The sequence below is a fragment of the Actinacidiphila glaucinigra genome, assembly GCF_035918135.1.
In the GTDB taxonomy this organism is placed as follows: domain Bacteria; phylum Actinomycetota; class Actinomycetes; order Streptomycetales; family Streptomycetaceae; genus Actinacidiphila; species Actinacidiphila glaucinigra.
In genome coordinates this window covers 5,633,200-5,650,191 of the sequence record NZ_CP109144.1, presented here as the reverse complement: position 1 = coordinate 5,650,191, position 16,992 = coordinate 5,633,200, and the positions used below count along the sequence as shown (strand labels likewise).

17 protein-coding genes and 1 tRNA gene are annotated in these 16,992 nt (G+C 72.2%); 10 read left to right on the top strand and 8 right to left on the bottom strand.

Annotated elements, in window-relative coordinates:
• Positions 1-18: 18 nt before the first annotated feature.
• A complete protein-coding gene (locus OIE69_RS25420; protein ID WP_326575937.1) occupies positions 19-642 on the bottom strand; it encodes an SACE_7040 family transcriptional regulator in 624 nt (207 codons plus the stop codon).
• 141 nt (positions 643-783) lie between these two features.
• Between OIE69_RS25420 and OIE69_RS25415 the strand changes: the two genes are divergently transcribed.
• The 6 genes from OIE69_RS25415 to glmS all read left to right on the top strand — a co-directional run bounded on the left by OIE69_RS25415 (position 784) and on the right by glmS (position 8,763).
• On the top strand, positions 784-2,412 hold the full coding sequence (locus tag OIE69_RS25415; RefSeq protein WP_326575935.1) for a carboxyl transferase domain-containing protein: 1,629 nt from the start codon (positions 784-786) through the stop codon (positions 2,410-2,412).
• A 21-nt stretch (positions 2,413-2,433) separates the two neighbouring features.
• Positions 2,434-4,428: an acetyl/propionyl/methylcrotonyl-CoA carboxylase subunit alpha gene (locus OIE69_RS25410; protein WP_326581409.1), complete on the top strand. Its 1,995-nt coding sequence runs from the start codon at positions 2,434-2,436 to the stop codon at positions 4,426-4,428.
• A complete protein-coding gene (locus OIE69_RS25405) occupies positions 4,425-5,381 on the top strand; it encodes a hydroxymethylglutaryl-CoA lyase (RefSeq protein ID WP_326575933.1) in 957 nt (318 codons plus the stop codon). Before OIE69_RS25410 ends, OIE69_RS25405 begins: the two co-directional genes overlap by 4 nt.
• Before the next feature lie 8 nt (positions 5,382-5,389).
• Entirely contained in the window at positions 5,390-6,556 is a 1,167-nt protein-coding gene (locus OIE69_RS25400; protein WP_326575931.1) for an acyl-CoA dehydrogenase family protein, read from the top strand.
• 73 nt (positions 6,557-6,629) lie between these two features.
• Positions 6,630-6,905, top strand: coding sequence for a hypothetical protein (locus OIE69_RS25395; RefSeq protein WP_326575929.1), 276 nt, complete (start codon positions 6,630-6,632; stop codon positions 6,903-6,905).
• A gap of 43 nt (positions 6,906-6,948) precedes the next feature.
• Positions 6,949-8,763, top strand: a complete 1,815-nt coding sequence (glmS, locus tag OIE69_RS25390; RefSeq protein WP_326575927.1) for a glutamine--fructose-6-phosphate transaminase (isomerizing) — start codon at positions 6,949-6,951, stop codon at positions 8,761-8,763.
• An 82-nt stretch (positions 8,764-8,845) separates the two neighbouring features.
• Here glmS and OIE69_RS25385 read toward each other — a convergent pair whose 3' ends face one another.
• Positions 8,846-9,442 carry an acetate uptake transporter gene (locus OIE69_RS25385; RefSeq protein WP_018563951.1) on the bottom strand — a complete coding sequence of 199 codons (597 nt, stop codon included), beginning with the start codon at positions 9,440-9,442 and terminating at the stop codon, positions 8,846-8,848.
• 107 nt (positions 9,443-9,549) lie between these two features.
• Complete coding sequence (locus OIE69_RS25380) at positions 9,550-10,071, bottom strand: universal stress protein (RefSeq protein ID WP_018563952.1); 522 nt, start codon at positions 10,069-10,071, stop codon at positions 9,550-9,552.
• Positions 10,072-10,785: 714 nt separating this feature from the next.
• On the opposite strand from OIE69_RS25380, the gene OIE69_RS25375 reads away from it, so the two are divergent.
• The 3 genes from OIE69_RS25375 (at position 10,786) to OIE69_RS25365 (ending at position 13,081) form a co-directional block, all read left to right on the top strand.
• Positions 10,786-12,300: a helix-turn-helix domain-containing protein gene (locus tag OIE69_RS25375; RefSeq protein WP_326575923.1), complete on the top strand. Its 1,515-nt coding sequence runs from the start codon at positions 10,786-10,788 to the stop codon at positions 12,298-12,300.
• A gap of 5 nt (positions 12,301-12,305) precedes the next feature.
• Positions 12,306-12,917: an oligoribonuclease gene (orn, locus tag OIE69_RS25370; protein ID WP_018563954.1), complete on the top strand. Its 612-nt coding sequence runs from the start codon at positions 12,306-12,308 to the stop codon at positions 12,915-12,917.
• Positions 12,918-13,008: 91 nt separating this feature from the next.
• Positions 13,009-13,081: transfer RNA gene (locus tag OIE69_RS25365), tRNA-His, on the top strand.
• A 100-nt stretch (positions 13,082-13,181) separates the two neighbouring features.
• Here the strand turns inward: OIE69_RS25365 and OIE69_RS25360 are convergent.
• A complete protein-coding gene (locus tag OIE69_RS25360; RefSeq protein ID WP_326575920.1) occupies positions 13,182-13,691 on the bottom strand; it encodes a flavoprotein in 510 nt (169 codons plus the stop codon).
• A 67-nt stretch (positions 13,692-13,758) separates the two neighbouring features.
• Entirely contained in the window at positions 13,759-13,968 is a 210-nt protein-coding gene (locus OIE69_RS25355) for a hypothetical protein (protein ID WP_018563956.1), read from the bottom strand.
• A 108-nt stretch (positions 13,969-14,076) separates the two neighbouring features.
• Between OIE69_RS25355 and OIE69_RS25350 the strand changes: the two genes are divergently transcribed.
• Positions 14,077-14,853, top strand: coding sequence for an isocitrate lyase/PEP mutase family protein (locus OIE69_RS25350; RefSeq protein ID WP_326575917.1), 777 nt, complete (start codon positions 14,077-14,079; stop codon positions 14,851-14,853).
• 7 nt (positions 14,854-14,860) lie between these two features.
• Here OIE69_RS25350 and OIE69_RS25345 read toward each other — a convergent pair whose 3' ends face one another.
• The 3 genes from OIE69_RS25345 to OIE69_RS25335 form a co-directional block, all read right to left on the bottom strand.
• Positions 14,861-15,364, bottom strand: coding sequence for a pyridoxamine 5'-phosphate oxidase family protein (locus OIE69_RS25345; protein WP_326575916.1), 504 nt, complete (start codon positions 15,362-15,364; stop codon positions 14,861-14,863).
• A gap of 55 nt (positions 15,365-15,419) precedes the next feature.
• Positions 15,420-15,608, bottom strand: coding sequence for a hypothetical protein (locus OIE69_RS25340; protein ID WP_326575914.1), 189 nt, complete (start codon positions 15,606-15,608; stop codon positions 15,420-15,422).
• A 99-nt stretch (positions 15,609-15,707) separates the two neighbouring features.
• Positions 15,708-16,937, bottom strand: coding sequence for an RNA-guided endonuclease InsQ/TnpB family protein (locus OIE69_RS25335; RefSeq protein WP_326581408.1), 1,230 nt, complete (start codon positions 16,935-16,937; stop codon positions 15,708-15,710).
• Positions 16,938-16,992: the final 55 nt, after the last annotated feature.

Genomic DNA, 16,992 nt, shown 5'->3' with positions numbered 1-16,992 from the left:
GAAGCGATAAGCAAGCGCTCAGTAAGTTACTTCCCGGTTGTGCGCGCTGTCCAGAGCGGCGAAGGCGCCCAGGGCCAGCCGGTGCAGCAGCACGGCGGTCGCCGCACGGCCGGGCAGCCCCCCGTGCGGGCCGAGGTGCGGGGTGGAGTTGAGCAGGCCGAAGACGGCGTGCACGGCCGCGCGGACCTCGGACTCGGCCGCCCCGGGATGGACCTCGCGGACGACCGCGACCCACTGCTCGACGTACTGGCGCTGCAGCTGGCGCACGAGCTTGCGGTCGGAGTCGCGGAGCCGGTCCAGCTCCCGGTCGTGCAGGATGATCAGCGCCCGGTCGTCGAGGGCGAAGTCGATGTGCCCGCGGACCAGGGCGTCCAGCGCCGCGGCCGCGCCGTCGGCCTCCGCGACGCGCATGCGGCCCGCCGAGTGCAGCCGGCCGCTGATCCCGACGAGCAGCTCGGCGAGCATCGCGTCCTTGCCCGCGAAGTGCCGGTACAGCCCCGGGCCGCTGATGCCGACCGCCGCCCCTATCTCGTCCACGCCGACCCCGTGGAACCCGCGCTCGGCGAAGAGCCGCGCGGCCTCCCTCAGGATCTGGTCGCGCCTGCCGCTGGCCGCCCTGGCAGCCGTCCTCGTGGGCTCCACACCGCACCTTTCCGCGAGGCGTCCGGCCTGTGGACGCCCCCCGCGATCTCATGGTCCTACCATTCTAGACAGCCGTGTTAACGACCGCTAACGTGGTGGACAACACGTTAACGACCGCTAACTCCTCCGGGGGCCCGTGACATGGAAGCACCCGTCCTCGCCAGCGCCGCGGATCCGGCGGGCGAGGCCTACCGCGCCAACGAGAAGGCGCACGCCGAGCTGTCCGCGCGGCTGCGCGAGAAGCTCGCCGCGGCTGCCCTCGGCGGCGGCGAGAAGGCCCGCGCCCGGCACACCGCGCGCGGCAAGCTGCTCCCCCGCGACCGGGTGGACGGGCTGCTCGACCCCGGCTCCCCCTTCCTGGAGCTCGCCCCGCTGGCCGCCGACGGCATGTACGACGGCCAGGCCCCGGCCGCCGGTGTCGTCGCCGGGATCGGCCGGGTCTCCGGCCGCGAGGTCGTGATCGTCGCCAACGACGCCACCGTCAAGGGCGGCACGTACTACCCGATGACGGTCAAGAAGCACCTGCGCGCCCAGGAGATCGCCCTGGACAACCGGCTGCCGTGCGTCTACCTGGTCGACTCCGGCGGCGCCTTCCTGCCGAAGCAGGACGAGGTCTTCCCCGACCGCGACCACTTCGGGCGGATCTTCTTCAACCAGGCCACCATGTCCGCGCGCGGCATCCCGCAGATCGCCGCCGTCCTCGGCTCCTGCACGGCGGGCGGCGCCTACGTCCCCGCGATGAGCGACGAGGCGGTGATCGTCCGCGGCCAGGGCACGATCTTCCTCGGCGGCCCGCCGCTGGTGAAGGCCGCCACCGGCGAGGTGGTCACCGCGGAGGAGCTCGGCGGCGGCGAGGTGCACTCCCGCACCTCCGGCGTCACCGACCACCTCGCCGAGGACGACGCCCACGCGCTGCGCATCGTGCGGAACATCGTGGCGACCCTGCCCGCCCGCGGCGAACTGCCGTGGACGGTCGGGCCCGTCGAGGAGCCCGCCGTCGACCCGGCCGGGCTCTACGGCGCGGTCCCGGTGGACTCGCGCACCCCCTACGACGTCCGCGAGGTGATCGCCCGCCTCGTCGACGGCAGCCGCTTCGCGGAGTTCAAGGCCGAGTACGGCACGACGCTGGTCACCGGCTTCGCCCGGATCCACGGCCATCCGGTGGGCATCGTCGCCAACAACGGCATCCTGTTCTCCGAATCGGCCCAGAAGGGCGCCCACTTCATCGAGCTGTGCGACCAGCGGGGCATCCCGCTGCTCTTCCTGCAGAACATCTCGGGCTTCATGGTGGGCCGCCAGTACGAGGCGGGCGGCATCGCCAAGCACGGCGCCAAGATGGTCACGGCCGTGGCCACGACCCGGGTGCCCAAGCTGACCGTCGTCATCGGCGGCTCCTACGGCGCGGGCAACTACTCGATGTGCGGCCGCGCCTATTCGCCGCGTTTCCTGTGGATGTGGCCCAACGCCAAGATCTCCGTCATGGGCGGCGAGCAGGCCGCCTCCGTGCTGGCCACCGTCAAGCGCGACCAGATCGAAGGCGCCGGCGACACCTGGGCGGCGGAGGACGAGGAGCGCTTCAAGGCCCCCATCCGCGCCCAGTACGAGGAGCAGGGCAACGCCTACTACGCGACGGCCCGGCTGTGGGACGACGGGGTCATCGACCCCCTGCAGACCCGTCAGGCGCTCGGGCTGGCCCTGACCGCCTGCGCCAACGCGCCGATTCCGCAACGCGATCCGCAGGCGCCGGGCTTCGGCGTCTTCCGGATGTAGGGGAGCACTGTGATGTCAGCGATGTTCGACACCGTCCTGGTGGCCAACCGCGGCGAGATCGCCGTCCGCGTCATCCGCACCCTGCGGCGGCTCGGGATCCGTTCGGTGGCCGTCTTCAGCGACGCCGACGCCGGCGCCCGCCATGTACGCGAGGCCGACACCGCCGTGCGCATCGGCCCGGCGGCCGCCACCGAGAGCTATCTGTCGATCGAGCGCCTGCTGGAGGCGGCCGCCCGCACCGGCGCCCAGGCCGTCCACCCCGGCTACGGGTTCCTCGCCGAGAACGCCGCCTTCGCCCGCGCCTGCGCGGACGCGGGGCTCGCCTTCATCGGGCCGCCGGCCCGGGCCATCGAGCTCATGGGCGACAAGATCCGCGCCAAGGAGACCGTCCGCGAGGCCGGGGTCCCGGTGGTGCCGGGCAGCAGCGGCAGCGGCCTCACCGACGAGCAGCTGACGGCCGCCGCCCTGGAGATCGGCACCCCGGTGCTGCTGAAGCCGTCGGCGGGCGGCGGCGGCAAGGGGATGCGCCTGGTGCGCGACACGGCTCTGCTCGCCGAGGAGATCGCCGCCGCCCGCCGCGAGGCGCGCGGCTCCTTCGGGGACGACACCCTGCTGGTGGAACGGTGGATCGACCGGCCCCGGCACATCGAGATCCAGGTGCTGGCCGACGCCCACGGCAACGTGGTGCACCTCGGCGAGCGCGAGTGCTCGCTGCAGCGCCGCCACCAGAAGGTGATCGAGGAGGCCCCCTCGGTCCTCCTGGACGAGGCGACCCGGGCCGCCATGGGTGCCGCCGCCGTGCAGGCCGCGCTGTCCTGCGGCTACGTCGGCGCGGGCACGGTGGAGTTCATCGTCCCGGGCGCCGATCCGTCCGCCTACTGCTTCATGGAGATGAACACCCGCCTCCAGGTCGAGCACCCCGTCACCGAACTGGTCACCGGGCTGGACCTGGTGGAGTGGCAGTTGCGGATCGCCGCGGGCGAGCGGCTGTCGTTCGGGCAGGAGGAGATCGCTCTGACCGGGCACGCCGTCGAGGCCCGGATCTGCGCCGAGGTGCCCTCGCGCAACTTCCTGCCGTCGGCGGGCACCGTGCTGGCGCTGGACGAGCCCGACGGTGAGGGCGTGCGCGTCGACTCCGGGCTCAGCGCCGGCAGTGAGATCGGCACGTCCTACGACCCCATGCTCGCCAAGGTCATCGCGTACGGTCCCGACCGCCCGACGGCGCTGCGCCGGCTGCGGGCCGCTCTCGCCGGGACGACCGTGCTGGGCCTGGAGACCAACACCGGGTTCCTGCGCCGCCTCCTGGCCCACCCCGACGTCGTCTCCGGCGAGATGGACACCGGCCTGATCGACCGGGAGCTGGCGGGCCTGGTGCCCGCCGAGGTGCCCGCCGAGGTGTACGCGGCGGCCGCGCTGCTGCGCCGGTCCGCCCTGGAGCCGGCGGCCGGCGGCTGGACCGACCCCTTCTCCGTGCCGAGCGGCTGGCGGCTCGGCGGGGAGCCCGCCTGGACGGACCACTGGCTGCGCGTCTCCGGTACCGACGCCGTGCGGGTGCGCACGCGCGGCCCCGCGGGCGACGCCGAGGTCCGCGTCGGCGACGACGCACCGCTGCGGGCCCGGCTTCTGCCGGAGACCGGGCAGCGGATCACCGTCGAGTGGGACGGCGTCACGCACGCCTTCGACCACGCCGGCGACTGGCTCGGCAGGGACGGCGACGGCTGGCACCTGCAGCCGTACGACCCGGTCGAGGCCGCGCTGCGCGGCGGTGCCGGCGCGGGCGGGGTGGACACCCTGGCAGCGCCCATGCCGGGCACGGTGACCGTGGTCAAGGTCGCCAAGGGCGACGAGGTCACCGCGGGCCAGAGCCTGCTGGTGGTGGAGGCGATGAAGATGGAGCACGTCATCACGGCCCCGCACGACGGCACCGTCACCGAGATCGACGTGAGCCCGGGGAGCACGGTCGCCATGGACCAGGTGCTCGCCGTCGTCACCCCGCACCAGGAGGAGGCGGAATGACGGCCGTCGAGCGAACCCCCGGGCTGCCCATGTCCGTGCCCCTGGACGGGCTGCCGCAGCGGGTGCGCATCCACGAGGTCGGCGCACGCGACGGGCTGCAGAACGAGAAGGCCACGGTGCCCACCGAGGTCAAGGCGGAGTTCGTGCACCGCCTGGCGGACGCCGGCCTGACGACCATCGAGGCGACCAGCTTCGTGCGCCCCGAGTGGGTGCCCCAGCTCGCCGACGCCGAGCAGCTGATGCCGCTGCTGGACGACCTGGGCGACGGGGTCCGGCTGCCCGTGCTGGTGCCCAACCGCCGCGGGCTGGAGCGGGCGCTGGCCCTGGGGGTGCGCGAGGTCGCCGTCTTCGGCAGCGCGACCGAGTCCTTCGCGAAGGCCAACCTCAACCGCACGGTCGAGGAGTCCCTGGAGATGTTCGCGCCGGTCGTCACCGCCGCCAAGGAGGCGGGGGCGAGGGTGCGCGGCTATCTGTCGATGTGCTTCGGCGACCCGTGGGAGGGCGCGGTGCCCGTCCCGCAGGTCGCCGGGGTGGCCCGCCGGCTGTACGACCTGGGCTGCGACGAGCTCAGCCTCGGCGACACCATCGGCGTCGCCACCCCGGGCCACGTCGTGGCGCTGCTGGACGCCCTCGGCGGCCTGGACCTGCCCGTCGAGCGGCTCGCCGTCCACTTCCACGACACCTACGGCCAGGCGCTGTCCAACACCCTGGCCGCCCTCCGGCACGGCGTGACCGTCGTCGACGCCTCCGCCGGCGGCCTCGGCGGCTGCCCCTACGCCAAGAGCGCCACCGGGAACCTCGCCACCGAGGACCTGGTCTGGATGCTCGACGGCCTCGGCGTCGAGACCGGGGTCGACCTCAGCCGCCTCACCGCCACCAGCGTGTGGATGGCGGAGCAATTGGGCCGACCGAGCCCGTCCCGTACCGTCCGCGCCCTCTCCCACCAGGAGTGACCACAGCCATGACGACCGCCCACCGGCTCCCCGCCGAGTACGAGGAACTCCGCCGCACGGTGGAGGAGTTCGCGCACGACGTCGTCGCGCCGAAGATCGGCGAGTTCTACGAGCACGACGAGTTCCCCTACGAGATCATCCGCGAGATGGGCCGCATGGGCCTGTTCGGCCTGCCCTTCCCCGAGGAGTACGGCGGCATGGGCGGCGACTACTTCGCCCTCTGCATCGCCCTGGAGGAGCTCGCCCGGGTGGACTCCTCCGTGGCGATCACCCTGGAGGCGGGCGTCTCGCTCGGCGCCATGCCGGTCTTCCGCTTCGGCACCGAGGAGCAGAAGCGCGCCTGGCTGCCGCAGCTGACCTCGGGCGAGCAGCTGGGCGCCTTCGGGCTGACCGAGCCGGACTGCGGCTCCGACGCCGGCGGCACCCGCACCACGGCCCGGCTGGACGAGGCGACGAAGGAGTGGGTGATCAACGGCACGAAGAGCTTCATCACCAACTCGGGCACCGACATCACCGCGCTGGTCACGGTCACGGCCGTCACCGGCCGGAAGGAGGACGGCCGCCCGGAGATCTCCTCGATCATCGTGCCGTCCGGCACCCCCGGCTTCACGGTCTCGAAGAAGTACAGCAAGGTCGGCTGGAACGCCTCCGACACCCGGGAGCTGTCCTTCTCCGACTGCCGTGTGCCGGCCGCCAACCTGCTCGGTGAGCAGGGCCGGGGCTACGCCCAGTTCCTGCGCATCCTGGACGAGGGCCGGATCGCCATCGCGGCGCTGGCCACCGGTCTGGCGCAGGGCTGCGTGGACGAGTCGGTCGCCTACGCCAAGGAGCGCACCGCCTTCGGCCGTCCGATCGGGAGCAACCAGGCGGTCGCCTTCAAGCTCGCCGACATGGAGATGCGCGCCCACACCGCCCGGCTGGCCTGGCGGGACGCGGCGTCCCGGCTGGTCGCCGGCGAGCCCTTCAAGAAGGAGGCGGCGATGGCCAAGCTCTACTCCTCGGAGATCGCGGTCACCAACGCCCGCGAGGCCACCCAGGTGCACGGCGGCTACGGCTTCATGAACGAGTACCCCGTCGCCCGCATGTGGCGGGACTCCAAGATCCTGGAGATCGGCGAGGGCACCAGCGAGGTGCAGCGCATGCTGATCGCGCGCGAGCTCGGCCTTCCGGCGTAGTTTTCGCCGCCTTCCTGCCCGAAATCGGGCAGAGATCTTGCGATCAGCCTCCTCCGTCCCTCAGTATCGACCGGTGCTCGAACGCCGGACGACCCACGACGACCTCGTCGACCACCTGGTGCGGACCACGCCGCTGCAACGCGGCGAGGCCGCCCGGGTGGTCCTCGACGTCCTGGCGTACTTCGACGAGACAGCCGAGGACTTCGTACGGCGCCGCCACCGCGAGCTGCAGGCCAAAGGTCTGCAGAACGCGGAGATCTTCGAACGGATCACGGCCGAGCTGCCGCACCGGGCGGTCACCCCGCCCGCGTTCTCACTGCGGCAGCTGCGCCGCATCGTCTACGGCTGACAGCGAGACCGGGCCGCCTCGAGCGACCGGGAGGGACGGAAACATGTGTGGAATCGTCGGCTACATCGGGAAGCGTGATGTCGCCCCGCTGCTGCTGGAGGGCCTGCAGCGACTGGAGTACCGCGGTTACGACTCCGCGGGCATCGTGATCGCCGGCAAGTCCGGCGGGCTCAAGGCCGTCAAGGCCAAGGGCCGGGTCCGTGAGCTGGAGGCACGGGTCCCCAAGCGCTTCGCCGGTACGACCGGCATAGCCCACACCCGCTGGGCCACCCACGGCGCCCCCAGCGACGAGAACGCGCACCCGCACCTCGACACCGAGGGCAAGGTCGCCGTCGTCCACAACGGGATCGTCGACAACGCCTCCGAGCTGCGCGCCAAGCTGGAGGCCGACGGAGTGGTCTTCGCCTCCGAGACCGACTCCGAGGTCATCACCCACCTCATCGCCCGCTCCCAGGCCGCGTCCCTGGAGGAGAAGGTCCGCGAGGCGCTGAAGGTCGTCGAGGGCACGTACGGCATCGCCGTCATGCACGCCGACTTCCCCGACCGGATCGTCGCGGCCCGCAACGGCTCGCCGGTGGTCCTCGGCATCGGCGAGAAGGAGATGTTCGTCGCCTCCGACGTCGCCGCGCTGATCTCGCACACCCGCCAGGTCGTCACGCTCGACGACGGCGAGATGGCCACCCTGAAGGCCGACGACTTCCGCACGTACACGACCTCGGGCACCCGCACCACCGCCACCCCCGAGACCGTGGAGTGGGAGGCCGCCTCCTACGACATGGGCGGTCACGACACGTACATGCACAAGGAGATCTGCGAGCAGCCCGACGCGGTCGACCGTGTGCTGCGCGGCCGCATCGACGACAAGTTCTCCACCGTGCACCTGGGCGGCCTGAACCTCGACGCCCGCGAGGCCCGCGGCATCCGCCGCGTGAAGATCCTCGGCTGCGGGACCTCCTTCCACGCCGGGATGATCGGCGCCTCGTTGATCGAGGGCCTGGCCCGTATCCCGGCCGACTCGGAGCCCGCCTCCGAGTTCCGCTACCGCAACCCGGTGGTGGACCCCGACACCCTCTACATCGCCGTCTCGCAGTCCGGAGAGACGTACGACGTGCTCGCGGCGGTGCAGGAGCTCAAGCGCAAGGGCGCCCGCGTCCTCGGCGTGGTGAACGTCGTGGGTTCCGCGATCGCCCGGGAGACCGACGGCGGCGTGTACGTGCACGCCGGCCCGGAGGTCTGCGTCGTCTCCACCAAGTGCTTCACCAACACCGTCGTCGCCTTCGCGCTGCTCGCCCTGCACCTGGGCCGCATCCGCGATCTGTCGGTGGCCGACGGCAAGCGGATCATCGAGGGCCTGCGTGCGCTGCCCGAGCAGATCCAGGAGATCCTCACGCAGGAGGAGGACATCAAGAAGCTGGCCGCCGACTACGCGGAGGCCAAGTCGATGATGTTCATCGGCCGGGTGCGCGGCTACCCGGTCGCGCTGGAGGCGTCCCTGAAGCTGAAGGAGATCTCCTACATCCACGCCGAGGCGTACCCGGCCTCCGAGCTCAAGCACGGCCCGCTGGCCCTGATCGAGCCCGCGATGCCGACGGTCGCGATCGTCCCGGACGACTCGCTGCTGGAGAAGAACCGCGCCGCGATGGAGGAGATCAAGGCCCGCAGCGGCCGGATCCTGGCGGTCGCGCACCGGGAGCAGGAGAAGGCGGACCACACGATCGTCGTCCCGAAGAACGAGGACGAGCTCGACCCGATCCTGATGGGCATCCCGCTCCAGCTGCTGGCCTACCACACGGCGCTGGCGCTGGGCCGGGACATCGACAAGCCGCGCAACCTGGCGAAGTCCGTCACCGTCGAGTAGCCCCGCCGGGGACCCGCAGACGGACGACGAGGCCCCCCGCGCCCGAAGGCGCGGGGGGCCTCGTTGCCGTGTTCCCCGCCGGTCAGGCCGCGTGCCCTCGGTGCGGCATGGACAGCCGCCAGCCGTCGGCGAGGGCGCGCCGGCCCCATGCGGCGTTGGTGAGCAGTGCGGTCCCGCCGTACCAGGCCACCGCGCCGGCCGCGAGGCCGACCCAGCCGCCCACCTTGCCGAGACCTCCGTTGGAGGCGAGTGCCGCTACGCCGGACAGGGCCGTGGACACGGTCAGCAGCCCGAAGACGGCCTGCGCCACGCCGCCCATCTGCCAGGCGGCCATCGTCAGGCTGAGCGCCAGCAGCGCCCACAGGAGCATGAAGAGCCCGGCGGCCTCCTTGCTCGCACTCACACCGGACCCCGCCGACCAGGTCACCCAGAAGGCGCCCAGCGAGGCGAAGGCGGTGCCGGTGAAGCCGTTGCCGCCGTAGAACTCCCACATGCCGGCGACGAATTGCGTGACGCCGCCGACGACCAGCGCGAGCCGGGCGGCGTCCGCCGCCGCGGTGCCGTCGAATACGCCGGTGCTGAGCAGCCCGTAGGCGATCAGCGTCAGGCCGAGTGTCAGATATCCCAGAGCCGTCGCGCCGGCTCCTGCGGTCCGTGCCGTGGAGACGTCGTTGTCCACCGCGGGCCCCCTTCGGGTACGAGGGAAGAAACTGCAGATGAGATACCCTTCACAAGGGCACAAGCAATCCCGTGGAGGCCGGATTCACGGCGTCGTGCACCGAATCGTTATGGAATGACCACGACAGGCCGCTGAGCGCGGCGGGCAAGGCGCCCGGCGACCGATCCGAAGATCTTGCCGATGATCCCGTGCGTCCCGCCCACCACGATGGCGTCGGCCTCGTACTCCCGGCCGACCTCCTCCAGCTCGTGGCAGATGTCGCCCCCGCGCTCGACCAGGATCCACGGCACTTCCGACAGGTGGTCGGCGCAGGCGAGTTCCAGGCCGAGCACCTCGGTCCGGTGGTCGGGGACGTCGACGAAGACGGGCGGCTCGCAGCCCGCCCACACGGTCGCCGGCAGCCGGTTCGCGACGTGCACGATGATCAGTGCGGAACCGGAACGGCGTGCCATGCCGATGGCGTAGGACAGGGCCCGTTCACTCGACACGGAGCCGTCGAAACCGACGACCACGCCGTGCCGGAAGGCGGGATCACAGGAAGTGCGCGCCTCGCAGTCCGCCTCCGGCACCGCCGCCGGTTCGGCGAGCGGCTTTCCGTCGGCGGGCTCGGGGAGCTCGTAACCGGCCATGATGCGGTTTCTCGGCAAGGTCGGCGCCGGGGGCGCCGAGTGGGCGGACAACAACAGTGCGGGGGCCGCGGGACCGGCCTGATTTCGACCGGTAAGGGGCTGCCCTTCCCGCTGACTCCAGAGTACGGCGAGTGCGGGCCCCTGCACAGATGCGCAGGCGCCCTCACAGCGTCCCCCTACCCCGGAGTTTCCAGGAGAATGCCGGAGCCGGCGGCCGAGCGCAACGCCCCGTCGCCAATCGGACAAGTCACCCCGCGCCCGGCCCACTCCCGCTGTCCGCCTCCGGCCATATCCGGAATCGTCCTCCCGGCCGCACGGGGCAACGGGGGCGCACTCACTCCCCGGCCACCCAAGGGGCGTACGACGGAGCGCTGACCAGGGGTGCGTACCATACTTCCCATCATTTTCGGCCAACTTCCCCATGAGCGGCGGGACTTGGGATCATGTCCCACAACCCCCGCCGCCACCAGGGTGGAAGCGGAATGAGGGGGCGCACGGACGCTGTGCGCCGGTTCCACTCCCGGAAGGCACACTTCACGAAGGGAACGCTTCGTGATCGAATGCTTCACGCCACGTGGTCATGTCGACATACCGGCAGGTGGTGAACTTGCCACTGCGGGAACAGCGGAACCAGTAGATTCGATCTTGAGCGACAACGGCGGGGGACCCGTGCAGGACCGAGAGGACCAGACGACCGAGGGGGGCTTGAGCTCCATGACACAGGAGTCCAGGACCGGCACCATGGCGGAGATCCAGTCGGCCGCCGGCATGTCCACCGCACCGTCCGCACCGACGGGGACACCGGCCGTCCCGCACGTCCCGGGAGCGTCCGGCGCCCCGGTGAGCACCTCTGTTCCGACAGGCCCGGCCGCCACCGCCCAACAAGGCCGCGGGCCGCGCAAGTTGTCGGCGCGACGCCGTCAGGAGGTCGTCGCCGTACTGCTGTTCAGCGGCGGCCCCATCTTCGAGAGTTCCATCCCGCTCTCCGTGTTCGGCATCGACCGCCAGGACGCGGGCGTACCGCGCTACCGGCTGCTGGTCTGCGCCGGCGAGGACGGCCCGCTGCGCACCACCGGCGGGCTGGAGTTGTCGGCCCCGTACGGACTGGAGGCGCTGTCGCGGGCCGGCACGGTCGTCGTCCCCGCCTGGCGCTCGATCTCGCAGCCGCCGCCCGCCGAGGCGCTGGACGCGCTGCGCCGTGCCCACGAGGAGGGTGCCCGCATCATCGGGCTGTGCACCGGCGCCTTCGTGCTCGCCGCCGCGGGGCTGCTGGACGGCCGTCCCGCCACCACGCACTGGATGTACGCGCCGACGCTCGCCAAGCGCTACCCGTCCGTCCACGTCGACCCGCGCGAGCTGTTCGTCGACGACGGCGACGTCCTCACCAGCGCCGGCACCGCCGCCGGCATCGACCTGTGCCTGCACGTCGTACGGAGCGACCACGGCGGCGAGGCCGCCAACGCGCTCGCCCGCCGGCTGGTCGTGCCGCCCCGGCGCGGCGACTGGGGCGGCCAGCCACGGCACCTCGACCGCTCTTTACCCGAGGAGATCGGCGGCGATCCGCTCGCCGAGGTCGTCGCCTGGGCGCTGGAGCACCTGCACGAGCAGTTCGACGTGGAGACCCTCGCCGCCCGCGCCTACATGAGCCGCCGCACCTTCGACCGCCGCTTCCGCACGCTGACCGGCAGCGCGCCCCTGCAGTGGCTGATCACCCAGCGCGTCCTGCAGGCCCAGCGGCTGCTGGAGACCTCCGACTACTCGGTGGACGAGGTCGCCGCGCGCTGCGGCTTCCGCTCGCCCGTCGCGCTGCGCGGCCACTTCCGCCGCCAGCTCGGCTCCTCCCCCGCCTCGTACCGGGCCGCCTACCGGGCCCGGCGCCCGCAGGACGAGCCGGACTCCAACGCGCTCGCCGCCGCCCGGGAACCGCGCGGCGCCGAGGCGGGCGGCGTCCCGGTCCCGCGCCGCGGCCCCGCGGCCACCGCGGACCGCGGTCACGGCGGGGTGCTGCAGATCCCCGGCCAGTCCGGTGCCGGCGCGGGCGCGGGCGCGGCCTCGCTCAAGACCGAGGGCGAACCGCCCTACGCGGCACGCATCCCGGAGCAGGCGGGCAGCCGTTTCGAACCCCGTGAACCGCACGGTTCCCGGCGTCCGCGGGGTGAGCGGGACGGCCGTGACGGGCGCAGTCGCAGCGCGACCATGCCTGCTCCACGGGATCGCCCCGTAGGGTGAGACGTATGAACGACCGGATGGTGTGGATCGACTGCGAGATGACCGGGCTCTCCCTGGCCCAGGACGCTCTGATCGAGGTGGCGGCGCTCGTCACCGACTCGGAGCTCAATGTGCTCGGTGAGGGGGTGGACATCGTCGTCCGTCCGCCGGCCGAGGCCCTGGAGAGCATGCCGGAGATCGTCCGCACGATGCACACCAACTCCGGCCTGCTGGAGGAGCTCGACGGCGGCGTGACCCTGGAGGAGGCGGAGAAGCTCGTCCTGGACTACATCCGCCAGTACGTGGCCGAACCCCGCAAGGCACCGCTGTGCGGCAACTCGGTCTCCACCGACCGCGGCTTCCTCGCCCGGGACATGCCCACGCTCGAACAGCACCTGCACTACCGCATCGTCGACGTCTCCTCCGTCAAGGAGCTGGCCCGGCGCTGGTACCCGCGCGCCTACTTCGCCAGCCCGGAGAAGAACGGCAACCACCGCGCCCTCGCCGACATCCGGGAGTCCATCGCGGAGCTGCGCTACTACCGCGAGGCCGTCTTCGTGCCGCAGCCGGGACCCGACACCGACACGGCGCGCTCGATCGCCGCGAAGTACGTCCTGCCTGCGGAAACGGTGGAGTGAGCGACCCACGGAAAAGGTGGCAGCGAGCACCCCTCCGGACCCTGTACACTTTTTCTCGGCCGGTGGGAAGCAGTAACGGACACCGGTCATGGTGGGTGTAGCTCAGCTGGTAGAGCACCTGGTTGTGGTCCAGGATGCCGCGGGTTCGAGTCCCGTCACTCACCCTGATCGACGAGGGGCCGGTCCGTGAAAACGGACCGGCCCCTCGTCGTGTACCCGGAGGCCGGGACCCCCGGCCCCGGCCCCGGCCCCGGCCCCGGCGCGTCAGCCGGCGACCGCCTCGGCCGCGGCGAGCGCCGGCTGCCAGGGGTACTCGGGGCCGGCCCCGGCGTCCGCGAACAGCACCGTGACCCCGGCGGTGCGCAGGGTCTCCAGCGAGCGCTCGAACTGCGGGTGCTGCATGAGCGCGGCGTTCACGGACGGCATCGCCACCATCGGGACGCGCTTGCCGATGCCCTCGGCGAGGGTGCCGGTCACGAACGTCTCCGTGAGGCCCAGCGCCCATCCGTTGATCGTGTTGAAGGTGGCCGGGGCCACCAGGATCACGTCGGCCGGGGGCCAGACCTCGGGACGGCCGGGCAGCGGGTACTCGTGGCGCACGGGGCGGCCGGTCAGCGCGGCCAGCCCGTCCAGACTCGGCTCCAGCCAGCGGGCCGCGGTGGGCGTCAGGCCGAGGCAGACGTTCCAGCCGCGCACCTGGGCGTCCTCGATGACCCGCGCGACGTCGAAGACGGGCGGGGCGGCGCCGGCGAAGAGGTAGAGGGTCCGAGTCATGCGGACCACCCAACCGTGGGAAGTGGATCTTACGCAACCGTATGCGGGACCAGAGGTCCGGCGGGCCTCACGGGGACCAGTGGTACTTGCCCCCGCCGAGCCAGCGCACGGCCTGCGGGTCGTCGAAGTCGACGTGCTTCCGGCCGGCGTCGTGAGCGATGCGGACGACGTCGAGCAGGTCATGGGCGATGCCGACGGGTTGCCCGTCGATCTGCACGATGCGGAAGGGCGGGTCCCCGGCCTGGACGGGGGACACGACGATCGGGGTGGTGCTCACCCGTCCAGCTTGCGGCACCCCGGCGCACGGCGCACCTGAAGTGGCCCCGTCTCGCAAGGAGTGAATGACCCTCGGCGGGCCGGGGCCCGCGCTCGTAGCGTGGAGGGCATGAGCACCGAGCCTTCCCGTACCGCCCTCGCCTCCCGGCTGCGCGCCCTGCACGTGCCGGGTGACCCGCTGGTCCTGCCGAACATCTGGGACTGCGCCTCGGCCCGCGCCGTGGCCGACGCGGGCTTCCCGGCGGTCGCCACCGGGAGCGCGGCCGTGGCGCCCGCCCTGGGGTACGAGGACCAGGAGGACACGCCCGCGGACGAGATGCTCGCCGCGGTCGCCCGTATCGCCCGGGCCGTCCCCGTACCGGTGACGGCCGACATGGAGCGGGGGTACGGGATGGGGCCCGCGGAACTCGCGGAGCGGCTGGCCGCGACCGGCGCCGTGGGCTGCAACCTGGAGGACACCGACCACCGCACGGGGCTGCCGGCCGACGCCGGGGAGCAGGCGGAGTACCTCGCGGGCCTGCGCGCGGCGGACCCCGATCTGGTGATCAACGCCCGGACGGACCGCTTCGTCCGCGGTGCGGGCGGCCCGGCGGAGCGGCTGGCGGACACGGCGGACCGGATGCGGGCGTACCTGGAGGCCGGCGCGGACTGCGTCTACCCCATCGGGGCGCTGGACGAGACGGCCGTCAGGGCCGTCGTCGAGGCCGTGGACGGCCGCCCGGTGAACGTGCTGTCCTGGCCCGGCGGCCCCTCACCGGCGCGACTGGCGGAGCTGGGGGTGGCGCGGATCAGCTTCGGACATCAGCTCCACCAGTTGGTCCAGGGGTACTTCACCGGGCTCCTCGCGGCCGTGGCGCGCGGAGACAGCCCCTTCCCCAAGGACTGACGATGCGTCAGCCGTCCGTGCGCGGGGGCGACTCGTCGTTGCCGCGGCGGATCGTGCGCAACGGGCCTCCGGGCCGCCACGCCTGCAGGACGAGGTCGGGATCCTCGACGTAGGTGCGTACGACCTCGGCGATCTCGGCGCGGAAGAGGTGGAAGGGCCCCTCGGGCACCGTCACCTCGCCGGTGAAGCGGGCGATCGCCGCCGGGTCGGTGACCTCGACGGCGCGTCCGGAGATCCGCACGTCGCCGCCGTCCATGGAGGTGCCGGGGCCGGGGTTGACGTGGAGCGCGAAACGCGGGTCGCGCCGCAGGTCGAGGGCCTTGCGGGAGCCGGGCATCATGCCGAGCCACAGCTCGCCGAGCCGGAACTCGGCCTCGATGCCGCTGAGCCTCGGTGAGCCGTCGGCCCGGAGGGTGCCGAGGACGTGGTGCTTGTAGCCGCCGAATCGGGTGCGCACGGCCTCGGCGAGGCCGGGCTGTGCTGCCTCTAGGTCTGTCCAGCTGGTCGTCATGCCGCCATGCTCCCCGGCATACCCGACATCTTCTGTCGGCATTGCCGGGGCGGGATCACTCCTCGCCCGGAAGGCGGCGGGCCGGGGCGTCGCCCTGGCCCTGGCGGGCGGCCTGCCAGATCCCGCGGAGGCGGTCCAGCTCGGCCAGTTCGGCGCGCGACCAGGTGCGCCGGCCCGCGACGTACCGCCGTATGGCCTCATTGGCGGCTTCGACGGATCGGCGGTCCAGAACGGTCGGTGGCATGCCTTGATTTTAGGAGAGGGGTGTGACAAAGAGCCGTGGTTGAAGCCCTCGTGGGCCCATGTCACACCGTGAGCCTCCTCACTTGTCATCCTCCCCGTCCTAATGGACGGGGATTCCTGGCTCACGTTGGCTGGGGACCAGCGGTCCTTCAGCGCTTACACGAACGGCACCAGCCGGGTTGAGACCAGCCCGGACCAGCATCACGCGGGCGGAGTTCTTGTCCCTGGGGGACACGGCTCCGCAAGGGGTGCAGGTGCAGGTACGTTCCGAGAGTGGGAGTGCGTGCTTGGTTCTCGCTCCGCACGACGCGCAGTCCATGGTGGTGTGCGCGGGATGCACCAGGCGGACGTCCCGCCCGTGCTTGCGGCCCATCTCGATCAGCGCCGCCTTCGTGGCGCCGATCGCGGCGTCGGCCGCCTTGCGCGCCATGGTGGTCCTCGCGAGGAACTTCGGCCGGAAGTCCTCCACCGCAATCGCGTCATGGTCGCGCACAACGCGCTTGGCCCACTTGCGGGCCGTGTCCTGCCGCCGACGGGCGATCTTCTTGGACACCTTCGCAGCGGCCCGTCGAGCCATGCCGTAGCCCCTGGACGCGGCCTGTCCACGAGCAGGCTTACGGCGAGCCATCATCCGCTGATACCGCGCGAGGCGCCGCGCGGCGGTCTTGCCGTGCTGGGCGGGCGGCAGGTCGTGGGCGTCGCTGGTCGTGGTGGCGGTCTCACGCACGCCCCAGTCGATACCGATCACGGCGCCGGTCGCGGGCAGCGGCTCTGTGGCTGTGGCGACGACGAACGAGGCGTACCAGTGGCCGAGGCTGTCCCGGTACACCCGTACCGAGGATGCTGCGGACGGAAGGTCTCGGGACCACACCACCGTCACGACGATGCCGCCGACCAGATGCAGGCGTCCGTCCTTGAGCCTAAAGCCGCGGGTGGTGCAGTTCAGCGACGCGGCGGCGTCGCGCTTGCGCTTGATCCGGGGCATCCCGGCCCGCTGCCGCATCGGCAGCCGCGCCGCGATGTCCTTCAACGCCTTGGCACGGGATTTCGCGAAGTCCCGGATGACCTGCTGCTGCGGCATCGAGCTGCCCTCCCGCAGCCACGCCATCGACCGCCTCGCCTCGGTCAGCATCCTGTCCAACTGCGCCGGGCCGCACGTGACCTTCTGTACGACGGTCCTGTTCAGGCGGTGGACCTTGCGAGACACCGCCACGCACTCGTTCCACACCCACCGGCACCGCGCCCACTCCGCCTCCAAACCGGCACGCGCGGTGGACGACACCCGCAGCCGAAAGGTGAACCGGGCATGCCCGGACCCCTGCCCGGCCATCGCCGTCGACGTCACACCCCGGAACCTGACAGCCCCCACCGACAACGAAAGGGAG

Coding starts and splice junctions, on each gene's coding strand:
- OIE69_RS25415 (WP_326575935.1), top strand. CDS start 784: ATGGAAGCACCCGTCCTCGCCAGCGCCGCGGATCCGGCGGGCGAGGCC.
- OIE69_RS25410 (WP_326581409.1), top strand. CDS start 2,434: ATGTTCGACACCGTCCTGGTGGCCAACCGCGGCGAGATCGCCGTCCGC.
- OIE69_RS25405 (WP_326575933.1), top strand. CDS start 4,425: ATGACGGCCGTCGAGCGAACCCCCGGGCTGCCCATGTCCGTGCCCCTG.
- OIE69_RS25400 (WP_326575931.1), top strand. CDS start 5,390: ATGACGACCGCCCACCGGCTCCCCGCCGAGTACGAGGAACTCCGCCGC.
- glmS (WP_326575927.1), top strand. CDS start 6,949: ATGTGTGGAATCGTCGGCTACATCGGGAAGCGTGATGTCGCCCCGCTG.
- OIE69_RS25380 (WP_018563952.1), bottom strand. CDS start 10,071: ATGGCCGGTTACGAGCTCCCCGAGCCCGCCGACGGAAAGCCGCTCGCC.
- OIE69_RS25375 (WP_326575923.1), top strand. CDS start 10,786: ATGACACAGGAGTCCAGGACCGGCACCATGGCGGAGATCCAGTCGGCC.
- orn (WP_018563954.1), top strand. CDS start 12,306: ATGAACGACCGGATGGTGTGGATCGACTGCGAGATGACCGGGCTCTCC.
- OIE69_RS25360 (WP_326575920.1), bottom strand. CDS start 13,691: ATGACTCGGACCCTCTACCTCTTCGCCGGCGCCGCCCCGCCCGTCTTC.
- OIE69_RS25350 (WP_326575917.1), top strand. CDS start 14,077: ATGAGCACCGAGCCTTCCCGTACCGCCCTCGCCTCCCGGCTGCGCGCC.
- OIE69_RS25345 (WP_326575916.1), bottom strand. CDS start 15,364: ATGACGACCAGCTGGACAGACCTAGAGGCAGCACAGCCCGGCCTCGCC.
- OIE69_RS25340 (WP_326575914.1), bottom strand. CDS start 15,608: ATGCCACCGACCGTTCTGGACCGCCGATCCGTCGAAGCCGCCAATGAG.
- OIE69_RS25335 (WP_326581408.1), bottom strand. CDS start 16,937: ATGGCCGGGCAGGGGTCCGGGCATGCCCGGTTCACCTTTCGGCTGCGG.